The sequence below is a fragment of the Thermocatellispora tengchongensis genome (assembly GCF_014202315.1).
GTDB classification, from domain to species: domain Bacteria; phylum Actinomycetota; class Actinomycetes; order Streptosporangiales; family Streptosporangiaceae; genus Thermocatellispora; species Thermocatellispora tengchongensis.
On record NZ_JACHGN010000014.1, the window covers coordinates 203,012 to 215,027 of the forward strand.

The 12,016-nt window shown below is 72.9% G+C and carries 11 protein-coding genes; 6 read left to right on the forward strand and 5 right to left on the reverse strand.

Features of this window, described 5'->3' with window-relative positions:
- Positions 1–36: 36 nt before the first annotated feature.
- Together HNP84_RS30375 and HNP84_RS30380 are read left to right on the forward strand one after the other, a co-directional pair.
- A complete protein-coding gene (locus HNP84_RS30375; protein WP_185053351.1) occupies positions 37–1,086 on the forward strand; it encodes an NAD-dependent epimerase/dehydratase family protein in 1,050 nt (349 codons plus the stop codon).
- A gap of 38 nt (positions 1,087–1,124) precedes the next feature.
- A complete protein-coding gene (locus HNP84_RS30380; protein WP_185053352.1) occupies positions 1,125–1,541 on the forward strand; it encodes a CBS domain-containing protein in 417 nt (138 codons plus the stop codon).
- A 127-nt stretch (positions 1,542–1,668) separates the two neighbouring features.
- On the opposite strand, the gene HNP84_RS30385 is transcribed toward HNP84_RS30380, so the two are convergent.
- The 4 genes from HNP84_RS30385 to HNP84_RS30400 all read right to left on the reverse strand — a co-directional run bounded on the left by HNP84_RS30385 (position 1,669) and on the right by HNP84_RS30400 (position 4,988).
- Complete coding sequence (locus HNP84_RS30385; protein ID WP_185053353.1) at positions 1,669–2,850, reverse strand: zinc-dependent alcohol dehydrogenase; 1,182 nt, start codon at positions 2,848–2,850, stop codon at positions 1,669–1,671.
- Between the two features lie 55 nt (positions 2,851–2,905).
- Complete coding sequence (locus HNP84_RS30390) at positions 2,906–3,859, reverse strand: LLM class F420-dependent oxidoreductase (protein WP_185053354.1); 954 nt, start codon at positions 3,857–3,859, stop codon at positions 2,906–2,908.
- An 80-nt stretch (positions 3,860–3,939) separates the two neighbouring features.
- Positions 3,940–4,662 (reverse strand): maleylpyruvate isomerase family mycothiol-dependent enzyme, encoded by a 723-nt coding sequence (locus HNP84_RS30395; RefSeq protein ID WP_246518924.1) that lies wholly within the window; start codon positions 4,660–4,662, stop codon positions 3,940–3,942.
- Between the two features lie 23 nt (positions 4,663–4,685).
- Positions 4,686–4,988 (reverse strand): DUF3040 domain-containing protein, encoded by a 303-nt coding sequence (locus tag HNP84_RS30400; protein WP_185053355.1) that lies wholly within the window; start codon positions 4,986–4,988, stop codon positions 4,686–4,688.
- Positions 4,989–5,192: 204 nt separating this feature from the next.
- On the opposite strand from HNP84_RS30400, the gene HNP84_RS30405 reads away from it, so the two are divergent.
- The gene (locus tag HNP84_RS30405) at positions 5,193–6,224 is read left to right on the forward strand and encodes an ABC transporter substrate-binding protein (protein ID WP_185053356.1); all 1,032 of its coding nucleotides are present in this window, start codon (positions 5,193–5,195) and stop codon (positions 6,222–6,224) included.
- 4 nt (positions 6,225–6,228) lie between these two features.
- Here HNP84_RS30405 and HNP84_RS30410 read toward each other — a convergent pair whose 3' ends face one another.
- Positions 6,229–7,218 carry a polyprenyl synthetase family protein gene (locus HNP84_RS30410; protein ID WP_221336922.1) on the reverse strand — a complete coding sequence of 330 codons (990 nt, stop codon included), beginning with the start codon at positions 7,216–7,218 and terminating at the stop codon, positions 6,229–6,231.
- A gap of 793 nt (positions 7,219–8,011) precedes the next feature.
- Here HNP84_RS30410 and HNP84_RS30415 point away from each other — a divergent pair.
- The 3 genes from HNP84_RS30415 to HNP84_RS30425 are packed head-to-tail and all read left to right on the forward strand — an operon-like array spanning position 8,012 to position 11,948.
- Positions 8,012–9,397 (forward strand): cytochrome P450, encoded by a 1,386-nt coding sequence (locus tag HNP84_RS30415; protein WP_185053357.1) that lies wholly within the window; start codon positions 8,012–8,014, stop codon positions 9,395–9,397.
- Positions 9,394–10,284, forward strand: a complete 891-nt coding sequence (locus HNP84_RS30420; protein ID WP_185053358.1) for a terpene synthase family protein — start codon at positions 9,394–9,396, stop codon at positions 10,282–10,284. The genes HNP84_RS30415 and HNP84_RS30420 overlap by 4 nt, the downstream gene beginning before the upstream one ends.
- The gene (locus HNP84_RS30425) at positions 10,281–11,948 is read left to right on the forward strand and encodes a prenyltransferase/squalene oxidase repeat-containing protein (protein WP_185053359.1); all 1,668 of its coding nucleotides are present in this window, start codon (positions 10,281–10,283) and stop codon (positions 11,946–11,948) included. Before HNP84_RS30420 ends, HNP84_RS30425 begins: the two co-directional genes overlap by 4 nt.
- The last annotated feature ends 68 nt before the right edge of the window (positions 11,949–12,016 follow it).

Here is a 12,016-nt window from a genome sequence, read left to right on the forward strand (position 1 = left end):
GGCGTTTGCCGCGCTGTCTGAGGGCAGGCGACCTGTATGCGCGTAGTCATCACCGGAGCCACCGGGAACGTGGGGACCAGCGTGATCCCCGCCCTGGCGGCGGACCCGGCCATCACCTCGATCGTCGGCCTGGCCCGCAGGAGGCCGGACCTGCATCCCGACCGCACTGAATGGCGCGTCGCGGACGTCGCGAGGGACGACCTCACGCGCCACTTCGACGGCGCGGACGTGGTGGTCCACCTGGCCTGGCTGTTCCAGCCGACGCGCGACCCCGTCGTCACCTGGCGGGCCAACGTCCTGGGCAGCGTCCGGGTCTTCGAGGCCGCGGCGCGGGCCGGGGTGTCCGCCATCGTGTACGGCTCGTCGGTGGGGGCGTACTCGCCCGGGTCCAAGACCCGCCCGGTCGGCGAGGACTGGCCGACGCACGGGTATCCCGGCGCGGCGTACGGGCGGGAGAAGGCGTACGTCGAGCGGGTGCTCGACACCTTCGAGCGCGACCACCCCGACGTGCGCGTGGTGCGGATGCGGCCCGGCTTCGTCTTCAAACGGGAGGCGTCGGTCGAGCAGCGGCGGCTGTTCGGCGGCCCCCTGGTGCCGGAGCGGCTGATCCGCCCCGGCCGGGTGCCCGTGGTGCCCAACACCCCCGGGCTGCGGTTCCAGGTCGTGCACGGCGAGGACGCCGGCGAGGCGTACCGGCTGGCGGTCGTCAAGCCCGTCTCCGGCGCGTTCAACATCGCCGCCGACCCGGTCGTCGAGCCGTCCGTGCTGGCCGAGCTGCTCGGCGCGCGGCTGGTGCCGGTCTCCGGCTGGATGCTCCGCGGCGCCGCGGCGGCGGCCTGGCGGCTCAGGCTCGTCCCGGCCGCGCCCGGCCTGGTGGACCTGGTGCTGAACATGCCGATCATGGACACCGCTCGGGCCCACGCGGAGCTGGGCTGGCAGCCCAGGCACACCTCGGTGGACGCCCTGCGCGCCCTGATCGAGGGCTTCCGCGAGCCCCGCGGCCTGGAAACGCCGCCGCTGTCCCCCGAGACGAGCGGCCCCGCCCGCTCCGGCGAGTTCGCCGGCGGCATGGGCCGCCGTCCGTGAGAACGACCGACAACGACCACAAGGAGGAAGATCACATCATGGCCACGAAGGTAGCCGACGTGATGACCCCGGACCCGGCGACCGTGGAGGCCGGTCAGCCCATCTCGGCCGCGGCCCGGCTCATGGCGAGCAACGACGCCGGCGCGGTGATCGTCACCAACAACGGCCAGGTCAGCGGGATCGTGACCGACCGTGACATCGCCGTGCGCGTCGTGGCGCAGAACCGCGGCCCCGACACCCCGGTCCAGGAGGCCACCAGCGGCGACGTCACCACCGTCGGCCCCGACACCAGCATCGACCAGGCCGTGCAGTTGATGCGCGGCCAGGCGGTCCGCCGCCTCCCGGTCGTGGAGAACGGCCGCGCGGTCGGCATCGTCAGCCTCGGCGACCTCGCGATGGAGCGCGACCCCAGCTCCGCCCTGGCCGACATCTCCGCCGCCGAGGGCAACACCTGATCGGCATCCACATCGACGCATCCACATCGACGGACGAGGGCGGGAGCGCATCTGCGCTCCCGCCCTTTCCGTGCCGTTCCTGCCTGTTCCCTGTTCCTGGGCCGTTTCAGGGCGTTCCTGGGGCGTTTCAGGGCTTGAGCAGGATCTTGATGGCGCCCTCGCGTTTCTTCTGGAAGATCTCGTAGGCGTGGGGGGCCTGGTCGAGCGGGAGGTGGTGGGTGGCCAGGGTGTCCACGCCCAGAGGGTCGGTGTCCTCGGTCAGCAGCGGCATCAGGGCGGGGACCCAGCGCTTGACGTGGGCCTGGCCCATGCGCAGCGTGACGCCCTTGTCGAACATGCGCAGCATCGGCAGCGGGTCGCTCATGCCGCCGTACACGCCGGTGATCGAGATCGTGCCGCCGCGGCGTACGGAGTCGATGGCGCGGTTGAGCGCGGCCAGGCGGTCCACCCCGGCGGTGGCCATCATGGCGGCGGCCACGCGGTCGGGGAGCATGCCGGTGATGGTGTGCGCGAGCTTGGCCACGGGGCTGCCGTGGGCCTCCATGCCGACCGCGTCGATGACCGAGTCGGTGCCGCGGCCCTCGGTGAGGTCGCGGATCGCCTCCGGGACGTCGTCCACCGTCGAGGCGTCCACGGTCTCGACGTCGTAGCGGGCGGCCAGCGCGAGGCGTTCGGGCACGCCGTCCACGCCGATGACGCGGTGGCCGAGGTGGCGGGCGATGCGGGCGCACATCTGGCCGATGGGGCCCAGGCCGAAGACGGTCACGCTGCCGCCGTCGGGGATGTCCGCGTACGCGACCGCCTGCCAGGCCGTGGGCAGCACGTCGGAGAGGTAGACGAAGCGGTCGTCGGGCGGACCCTCGGGCACCTTGATCGGCCCGAACTGGGCCTGCGGCACGCGCAGGTACTCCGCCTGGCCGCCCGGCACCTCGCCGTACAGCTTGGTGTAGCCGAACAGGGCGGCGCCCATGCCGTGGTCGCGCACCTGCGTGGTCTCGCAGTGGGCGTAGAGCTGCATGTCGCACATGTGGCAGTGGCCGCAGGCGATGGCGAACGGGATGACCACGCGGTCGCCGGGCCTGATCCCGGAGACCTGGGCGCCGACCTCCTCGACGACGCCGATCGGCTCGTGGCCGAGGATGTCGCCCTCGCCCATGAACGGGCCGAGCACCTCGTACAGGTGCAGGTCGGAGCCGCAGATACCGCTCGACGTGACCCTGATGATCGCGTCGGTGGGCTCCTTGATGATCGGGTCGGGCACCTCCTCGACCCGGATGTCACGCTTGCCGTGCCAGGTGACGGCCTTCATCGCCGATCTCCTTCCGTGCCGGTCACTGTGGGGTGGCGGGAGGGCGGGACGCGCGTCAGCGCAGGGCGGGCAGGACCTGCTTGGCGTAGAAGTCGAAGAACGCCTCCTGCTCCGGGCCGATCTGGCAGACGTAGACCTCGTCGAAGCCCGCGTCGATGTACTTCCTGATCGCGGCGATGTGCTCCTCCGGGTCGGGGCCGCACGGGACGCTCTTGGTGGCCTGCTCCTCGGTGACCATGGCGGCGAGCTGCTCGAAGTGCCTCGGCAGCGGCAGGAGCTGGGACGCCTCGCCCTGGATGCCCTCGGTGGGCCACAGCCGGTGCGCGGTCTTGCGCGCCTGGGCCGCGTCCTCGGCGTAGCAGACCTTCAGGCCGCCCTGGGTGGGCTTGCCCTCGCCGCCGGACTGCTTGAACATCTTCACCAGGTCGGCGGCGGGGCCGGTGCAGATGTAGCCGTCGGCGATGCGCCCCGCCAGGCGTACGGCCTTCTCCCCGAATGCCGACATGTAGACCTTCGGCGGGGTTTCCGGGAGCGTGTACAGGCGGGCGTTGTCCACGTCGTAGTGCTCGCCGCGGTGGGTGACCAGCGAGCCGCCCCACAGCTCGCGCATGATCTCCACGGCCTCCTCCAGCATGTCCAGCCGTTCGGCGGCCGGGGGCCAGCGGGAGTCGATGATGTGCTCGTTGAGCGCCTCGCCGGTGCCGACGCCCAGCACGAACCTGCCACCGGTGATGACGGCGCTGGTCGCGGCGGCCTGGGCGATGATCGCCGGGTGGATGCGGACCAGCGGGCAGGTGACGGCCGTGGTGATCGGTAGCGAGGTCGCCTGCGAGAGTGCGCCGATGACGGTCCAGACGAACGAGCTCTGGCCCTGCTCGTCCAGCCAGGGGTGGTAGTGGTCGGAGATCCACAGCCCCTCGAACCCGGCTCGCTCGGCGAGAACGGCGTGCCGTACGAGCTCGCGGGGACCGTGTTCCTCGGACGCCAGGAAATAGCCGATCCGCGGCATCGTGTCCTCCTTCAACCAGGGTCCGTGTGCAGCTACCCGAGCTGACGTGGGCAAACAAGCGGGCTGGGCGAACAGGCGGGCTAGGCCAGGCAGCGCAGCGCGGCCCTGATCCTGCGGTCGAGGGGGTCGTCGTCGGGCAGGCGGCCCACGGTGGCCTCCACGAACTCGGCCCGGGAGATCTCCGCGCTCACGCCCGCGACGTGCACCCACATGCGCTCGGCGGTCATCTCGACCTGGGCCGGCGTGCCCTGCTCGGCCAGGACGAACATGCCGACCTTGGCCCGCCAGGCCGTGCGGTCGCCGAACTCGGCGTCGCTGACGGGCGCGCCCACGTCGTCGGCGTGCGTGGCGTACTCGGAGTCGTAGTGGAAGGTTTGAAGGCCCACCGGGTACTCGCCCACGGAGGTGTCCAGCAGGGCGTCCCGGCCGGCCTCGCGCATGCGGCGGCGGGTCTCGCCGTTCTTGGTGCGCCACTCCTCCAGCACCTCGGCCACGGGCAGGTCGCGGCGGCGCCGTACGCACCACTCGTTGAACTCGTCGAAGCCGCTGACGCCCTCGCGGGCGAGCATGGCGCGAAAGCCCTCGATGTCGCCGTCGAGACAGGCGTGGTTGTACAGCTCCTCGCCCGCGAGGTGGCCGAGGACGTCGCGTACGGACCAGCCGGCGCACCGTGACGGCCGGTTCCAGCCCTCCTCGTCCAGGCCGGAGAAGAACCCGTCCAGCCGGGCCGCCTCGGTGTCGAAGATGTCGAAGGGGTCCAGGCCCGCGAGCAGGTCCAGGGTCATCTGGTGGTTGACAGCCATGCGGCTCCGTGTACCCAGGCGGGTCACCGGCACACCGGCACCCGTGCTCCCGGGGGCGGCGTGGCCGGGGGCGCGCTGGTGGCGTTCGCGGGACCGGTGGGGGCGGGGGCGCACTTCACCGGAGTGGTGAGGGCGGCGAGCAGCAGCGGCAGCAGGATGCAGACGGCCAGGACCGCGAGCCCGACCACGGCGAGCCGCACCGGCGGCATGGCCTCGTCCCGTTCCTCCGCGAACGCGGCCATCCGGCGGGCGAACCCGGGGTCGTCCCTGGTCAGGTCCGATTCGATGTCGGCGAGAATCCGTCGTTCTCGCCGGGACAGCGGCATGGTGGCTCCTCAACGCCCAAGGGTCTCCGCGAGCGGACGACTACCCACGGAAACGGCCTCTAATCCGCCCTCGACCTTGGGTTCGGCCGGGGCTTCGCAGGGGGTGCGCAGGGGGTTCGGAGGGGGCCGCGATGTCGTAAAAGTTAGGCAAGGCTAAGCTAAAGCCCAGCAAGGCAAGGCTGTCCTGAGTGAGACGGAGTGAGCATGACCGGTCTTCCCCGGCGGGGATTCCTCACGGGCGCGCTGGGCGGCGCCGCACTGCTGGCCCTGGCCGCCTGCGGCGACGGAGGCGGCGGCGGGAGCGAGACCGGTGCGTCCGCCGGCACGTCGGCGTCGCCGGCCGCCCGTCCGCTGGAGTTCACCGACGACCGCGGCAAGAAGATCTCCCTCCCCGCCGCGCCCACGCGCGTGGTGGCGCAGTCCGCCTCCGCGGCGGCGCTGTGGGACTTCGGCTTCCAGGTGATCGCGGTGTTCGGGCCCAGCAAGCGTCCCGACGGCTCGCGCGACCCCGAGGTGGGCGCGGTGGACATCGCCAAGGTCGAGTCGCTCGGCAACGTGTGGGGCGAGTTCAACGTCGAGAAGTACGCCTCGCTCCAGCCCGAGCTGCTGGTCACCGGCATGTACAACTCCGGTGAGCTGTGGTACGTCCCGGAGAAGGCGCTCTCGCAGGTGGAGACCCTGGCCCCGACCGTGGGCGTGCAGCTCTCCGGCCGCCCGCTCACCACCACGATCGAGAAGTACGCCGAGCTGGCCGCCGCGCTCGGCGCCGACCTCGACGCCCCGGCCGTCGCCGACGCCAAGACCAGGTTCGAGGCCGCGACCAAGGAGCTGGAGCGGATCACCGCGGAGAAGAAGGACATCAAGGTGTCGGTGGTGTCGGCCTCCCCCGAAACCCTGTACGTCACCTACTCCCCCGACCACCCCGACCTGACCTACTTCAAGGAGCACGGCCTGACGCTCTCGGAGCCGGACAAGCCGGGAGAGGGCGGCTTCTGGGAGCCGCTGAGCTGGGAGAACGCCGACAAGTACCCGGCCGACGTGATCCTGTACGACGCCCGCACCCAGGCGATGACCCCGGAGCAGATGCGGGCCAAGCCGACCTGGGCCGGGCTGCCGGCGGTGAAGGCGGGGCAGATCTACCCCTGGCACGCGGCCGAGCGCTACAGCTACCTCGGCTACGCGCAGGTGCTGGAGGAGCTGAACGCCAACCTGGCCAAGGCGCGCAAGATCGTGTAGCGCCTCATCTGACGCGGTCCACCAGGTAGGCGGCGAAGGCCCGCAGCTCCGCGGTGGCGGCCGGGCTGACCGAGACCTCCTCGGCGATGCGCAGCGCCCCGTCGGCGTGGGCCCGCGCCCGGCGCTCGGCGTACGCCCGGCCGCCGGCCTCCTCCACGAGAGCGGCGGCCAGCTCCAGCTCGTCCTGCCCGGCGGGGAAGCCGCCCGGATCGGTGAGCAGCCCGGCCAGGCGGCGGGCGGCGGGCGTGCCCGAGGCGAGGGCGGCGATGACGGGAAGGGTCTTCTTGCGCCGGCGCAGGTCGCCGAGCGCGGGCTTGCCGGTCACCGCGGGGTCGCCCCAGATGCCGAGCAGGTCGTCCACGATCTGCAGCGCGATCCCGAGGTGCCGGCCCATGTCCGACAGGGAGTCCACGACCTCCCGGGGAGCGCCGCCCGCCGCCGCGCCGAGGGCGGCGGCACAGGCCAGCAGGGAACCGGTCTTGCCCCCGGCCATTCCCAGGTACTCCCGCACGGTCACGGCCCGCTCGCCGGTCCAGGCCCGCTCCTCGAAGATCACGTCGTCGGCCTGGCCGCGGACCAGCTCCATCAGGGCGGCCGACAGGTGGTGCGCCGCCGGCTCGGCCCCGGGCCCGGCCGCGACACTGCGCATGGCCAGCGCGAGCAGGCCGTCGCCGACGAGGACGGCCGGCCCGATCCCGTACGCCTTCCACACCGTCTCGCGGTGCCTGCGCCGCTCGTCGCCGTCGATGATGTCGTCGTGGATCAGGGAGAAGGCGTGCACCAGCTCGATCGCGACGGCGGCGGGCAGCACGGCCTCGGCCTCCCCGCCCACCGCCTCGGCGCTGAGGACCACCAGCGCGGGCCGCAGCCCCTTGCCGCCGCCGGGCTCGCCGGGCTCGCCGTCGGCGTCGCTCCAGCCGAACGCGTACGCGGCCATCCGGGCGTGCAGCGGATGAAGCGCGTCCAGGGCCTGGCGCAACGCCGGGCGTAACAATTCCTGACAACGTGCGAGTGACGCCGGGACCGCCGGCGAGGGGTCGAGGGACACAGAGCAGAGATCCCCAAAGCGTCATCCCGCAAAACAGGACAATTCATCTGATAGAGCTAAATACCCAATTGCTTCGGCGAACAACGTGAGCGGCGCTCATCCGAATTCGGTGCCCCACAACACGCATTACGTACCGCAATCATGGCGATACTGATCGTAACAAATGCCCATTAAGCGGCACATATGCCGCAACCTTCACATATGAGGATGATCACGTTCTGACCATGCCTCTTGGTGACATGCCGCAATTATGTGATACTGCACCCATCAGTGCGCGAATGTCCGAGTCGATGCCGCGCGCGCCCTCGTTCGCCTGAGCCCGTCCGAGTCCGCCGTGCCCGTCCCAGTCCGTGCCCGCCCGTACCCGTCCGAGTCCCAGCCCGTCCGAGTTGCAGCCCCTCCGAGTCCCAGCCCCTCCGACTTCCAGCCGGTCCGAGTTCCAGCCGGCCCGGTTCCGGCCCTGCCGAATCCGTGCCCGTCCGAGCCCGTGCCGTCTGAGTCAGTGCCCGCCCGTGCCCGCGCGAGCCCGCCCGAGCCCGTGCCAGCTGAGTTCGTGCCGTGCGAGTTCCGGGCCCTGAGCTCCGGGCCGTCCGAGTGCCTGCCCGCCCGAGTGTGTGCCCCTCCGAGTTCGTGACCGTCCCCGGCCGTACCAGCCGTCACACCACCCGTCTCCGAACGCCCCGCCGCGTCCGTCGGCTCCCTTCGCGCTGTCATGCAAGACAAGGTGAGGGACCTTCGCATGCCGACCCCCAGCAGTTCCGCCACCGCGCGGGAAGCCAGGACGCTGCCGTTCCGCAGCATCGTGCCCCGGCTCGTGCGCGACCCGATCAAGGCGTTGGGCGACATCGGGACGGAGGCCGACGGTGAGATCGTGCGTCTCAACCTCGGCACCTTCCGCCCGCTTCTCGTCACCCACCCCGACCATGTGCAGCACGTGCTGCGCGGCAACGTCGCCAACTACGCCCGCGACGGCGTGTTCTGGCGTCCGCTGCGCCGCCTGTTCGGCGGCAGCGTCCTGTCCGACGGCGAGATCTGGGAGGTCAGCCGGGCCACGCTGCAACCGCTGTTCGCCGCCAAGCACGTGGAGTCGCTGGCCGGGGCCATGGCGGAGACCGTCGCCGACGCGGTGGCGGCGCTGGGCGAGACGGCCGGGCAAGAGCGTCCGGTGGACGCCGCCGCCGAGCTGGCCAGGATCGTGAACAAGACCGTGATCCGGCTGTTCTTCGGCGACCGGATCACGCCCGAGGAGAGCGAGCGGCTGATCCCGGCGCACGACGCCATCGCCACCTCGATCGTGTCCCGGCTGCTGCTCCCGCTGGTGCCGGAGTCGGTGCCGCTCCCCGGCGACCGGGCCTTCCGCGAGGCCGTGCGCACCTTCGACAGCGTCATGGTCCCCCTCGTGCACGGCTACACGCCGTCCCCCGGCGACGGGCGCGACGTGTTCTCGCTGCTGTGCCGCACCCGCGACGCGCAGGCGGGCTCGCTGCCGCCGAGCTGGGTCCGCGACAACATGGTCGCCATGTTCGCGGCCGGGACCGAGACCACGGTCGTCGCGCTGACCTGGCTGTGGCCGATCCTGGACCGCCACCCGCACGTCGAGGCCCGGCTGCGGGAGGAGATCGGCCGCGTGGTCGGCGGCGAGCGGGTCCGCCCGGACCACCTGCCCGGCCTGGTCTACACCCGGATGGTGATCCAGGAGCTGCTGCGGCTGTACCCGGTGGGGTGGATGCTCCCACGGGTGGTGGTGGAGCCGGAGACCCTCGGCGGCGTGCGGCTGCGGGCCGGCGAGACCGTGCTGATCAGCCCGTTCCTCACACACCGGCTGCCCTCGGTGTGGGACCGGCCGCTGGAGTTCGACCCGGAGCGGTTCGCGCCGGGGCGCGGCGAGCACCGGCACAGGTACGCCTACTTCCCCTTCGGCGGCGGGCCGCACCAGTGCATGGGCACGCACGTGTTCAACATGGAGGCCCAGTTCATCGTGGCGGCGATGCTCAGCGCGTTCCGCCCGGCGCTGGCCGCCCCCGTACCGCCGACTCCCCGCGCGGCGGCGTCGCTGCGGCCCCGGCAGAGCGTGATCATGACGCTGCGCCCGGCCGCCCACGCCACGGCGCACGGGGCCTCATGAGCGCCCCGGACCAGGCGGCCCCCGCGGTCGTGCCCGAGGCCGCCCTGCTCGGGCGCACCTGCGCGGTCGCCGGCAGGCTGCAGCGGGACATGCGCGGCTGGGCGGAGGAGTACCCCTCGCTGTTCGACGCCAAGCCGTTCGACCCGGCGCTGTACAGCACGCTCGCGCTCGCCTCGGCCTTCAGCGGCCCGTGGTTGTCGGCGGCCGAGCTGCGCATCGCCAACCGGGCCTGCCTGTGGTGCTTCGGCCTGGACTGGCTGGTGGACTACGCGGCCGGCTCGCCGCGGGAGGTGCGCGAGCTGGTACGCCGCTGCCGTGCGGTGGTGGACGGCGAGGCCCCGGCGCCGGGCGACGACCTGACCCGGTTCCTGGCCGACATCCGGGACGAGCTGGCCGCCGCCCCCGCCTTCGCCGCCCTCGGCGCGGCCTGGCGCGAGGAGTTCGCCCGCATGGCCACGGCCATGACCAGGGAGGCGGAGTGGAAGGCCGCCGGGGTCGTGCCGTCGTACGCGGAGTACCTCGGCAACGCCGACAACCTCGGCTTCTCCTTCGTGTTCGTCTCGCACTGGATCGCGACCTCCGGCACGGCCGAGGTGACCGGGACCGGGGACGTGCGGCGGGCCGCGCAGGCGGTGCAGCGGGTGATCCGGCTGCTCAACGACCTGGGCACCTACGAGCGCGACCTGGCCTGGGGCGACCTGAACGCGCTGCTGCTCGGGGTGACCCGCGAGGAGGTGACCGCCCAGGTGGCCGAGCTGGCCGCGCGGGCCCGCGACCTGCTCGCGCCCCTGCGCCCGGCCAACCGGGAGGCGGCGGACTACATGGAGCGGCAGATGGACTTCTGCGCCGGGTTCTACCAGGTCTCGGACTACTGGGGGAGCATGTGACCACGCTCGGAACCGCGAACTCCGTGGACGTGGCCGGGCGGGCGGCCCGGCTGGTGGCCGAACTGGCGGCCGAGCCGTGGGGCCGGGTCTCCCCCTCGGTGTACGAGACCGGGCGGCTGGTGACGCTGGCGCCCTGGCTGACCGGGCACGGCGAGCGGATCGGCTACCTGACGGGCGCGCAGCGGGCCGACGGCGGCTGGGGCGGGCCCGGCGGCTACGCGCTGGTGCCCACGCTGAGCGCGGTCGAGGCCCTGCTGTCGGAGTCGCGCCGCCCCGGATCGCCGCACGCGGGCGCGGTGGCGGGGGCGGTGCACCGGGGGCTGGAGACCGTGTTCGGCTACTTACGCGGCCCTCGGGCGATGACCGCGGCGGAGCTGCCCGACATGCCGGCCATCGAGCTGATCGTCTCCTCGCTGACCGCGCGGATCAACGCCCACCTGGCCGCGCTCGCCGAGGACCCGGCCCCGGCCGCGGGGCTGGGCCGGTGGGCGGGCGCGGGACCGCTGGAGCCGCCGCCCGGCGTGGACGCCTCCGGCGTGCTGGCGGCGCTGCGGGCGCGGCTGGCCGCGGGCGAGCCGGTGCCGGAGAAGCTGCTGCACGCCCTGGAGGTGGCCGGCGAGGCGGCGGCGGGCGCGGCCGGCGCCCCGCTGACCCCGATCGGCTCGGTCGGCGCCTCCCCGGCCGCGACCGCCGCGTGGCTGGCCGGGCGGGGCCCGGCCGAGCCGCGTCACCCGGCCCGGCGGCACCTGGAGTCGGTGGTGCGCAGGCACGGCGGCCCGGTGCCGTGCGGCATCCCGGTCACGCTGTTCGAGCGCGGCTGGGTGCTGAGCACGCTGGCGCGGGCGGGCGTGCCGCTGCGGGTGCCGGAGCACCTGCGGTGGAGCCTGGGGGCCGCGTGCGACCCGCTGGGCACGCCGGCGGGTCCCGGCCTGCCCCCGGACGCCGACACCACCTCGGTCGCCCTGTACGCGCTGGCGCTGCTCGGCCTGCCGTACGAGCCGGCCAGCCTGTGGCCGTACGAGATGGAGACGCACTTTTGCACCTGGCCCGGCGAGCAGGGCCAGTCGCTCACGGTCAACGCGCACGTCCTGGACGCCTTCGGCCGGTACGCGGCCGTGGCCCCGGACGCGGCGCCGCGGTACCGGGCGGCGATGGCGAAGGTGGCGGGCTGGCTGCGCGAGCGGCAGGCCGCCGACGGGAGCTGGGCGGACCGGTGGCACGCCTCGCCGTACTACGCGACGGCGTGCTGCGCGCTGGCGCTGGCCGAGTACGGCGGGGCGGCCTCGCGGCCGGCGGTGGCGGCGGCCGTCCGCTGGGTGCTGGAGACCCAGCGGGAGGACGGCTCGTGGGGCCGCTGGTCCGGCACCCGGGAGGAGACCGCGTACGCGATGCAGGTCCTGCTGCTGACGGGCGCGCCCGCCCCGCGGAACGCGGCGGCGGCGCGGCGCGGGTACGCGTACCTGATGGAGACGGCCCTGATGGAGACGGCCCTGATGGACACGGCCTCCATGGACACGGCCTCCATGGAGACGGCCCCGAAGGGGACGGTGGGCGTGCTGCAAGATCCCCCGCTGTGGCACGATAAGGACCTCTACGCGCCCTCGGCCATCGTGGGCGCGGCCGTGCTGTCCGCAATCCATGCGGCGCGGCGCAACCGCCTGTAAAATGCCCCTGTAAAGGCAGCTACCTTAGCATACTCGGCATAAATCACCAGTCCGACAAACCAGGACAA

Bases quoted from the DNA above. Each gene is read 5' to 3' on its own strand.
- HNP84_RS30375 (WP_185053351.1), top strand. From the start codon at position 37: ATGCGCGTAGTCATCACCGGAGCCACCGGGAACGTGGGGACCAGCGTG.
- HNP84_RS30380 (WP_185053352.1), top strand. From the start codon at position 1,125: ATGGCCACGAAGGTAGCCGACGTGATGACCCCGGACCCGGCGACCGTG.
- HNP84_RS30385 (WP_185053353.1), bottom strand. From the start codon at position 2,850: ATGAAGGCCGTCACCTGGCACGGCAAGCGTGACATCCGGGTCGAGGAG.
- HNP84_RS30390 (WP_185053354.1), bottom strand. From the start codon at position 3,859: ATGCCGCGGATCGGCTATTTCCTGGCGTCCGAGGAACACGGTCCCCGC.
- HNP84_RS30395 (WP_246518924.1), bottom strand. From the start codon at position 4,662: ATGGCTGTCAACCACCAGATGACCCTGGACCTGCTCGCGGGCCTGGAC.
- HNP84_RS30400 (WP_185053355.1), bottom strand. From the start codon at position 4,988: ATGCCGCTGTCCCGGCGAGAACGACGGATTCTCGCCGACATCGAATCG.
- HNP84_RS30405 (WP_185053356.1), top strand. From the start codon at position 5,193: ATGACCGGTCTTCCCCGGCGGGGATTCCTCACGGGCGCGCTGGGCGGC.
- HNP84_RS30415 (WP_185053357.1), top strand. From the start codon at position 8,012: ATGCCGACCCCCAGCAGTTCCGCCACCGCGCGGGAAGCCAGGACGCTG.
- HNP84_RS30420 (WP_185053358.1), top strand. From the start codon at position 9,394: ATGAGCGCCCCGGACCAGGCGGCCCCCGCGGTCGTGCCCGAGGCCGCC.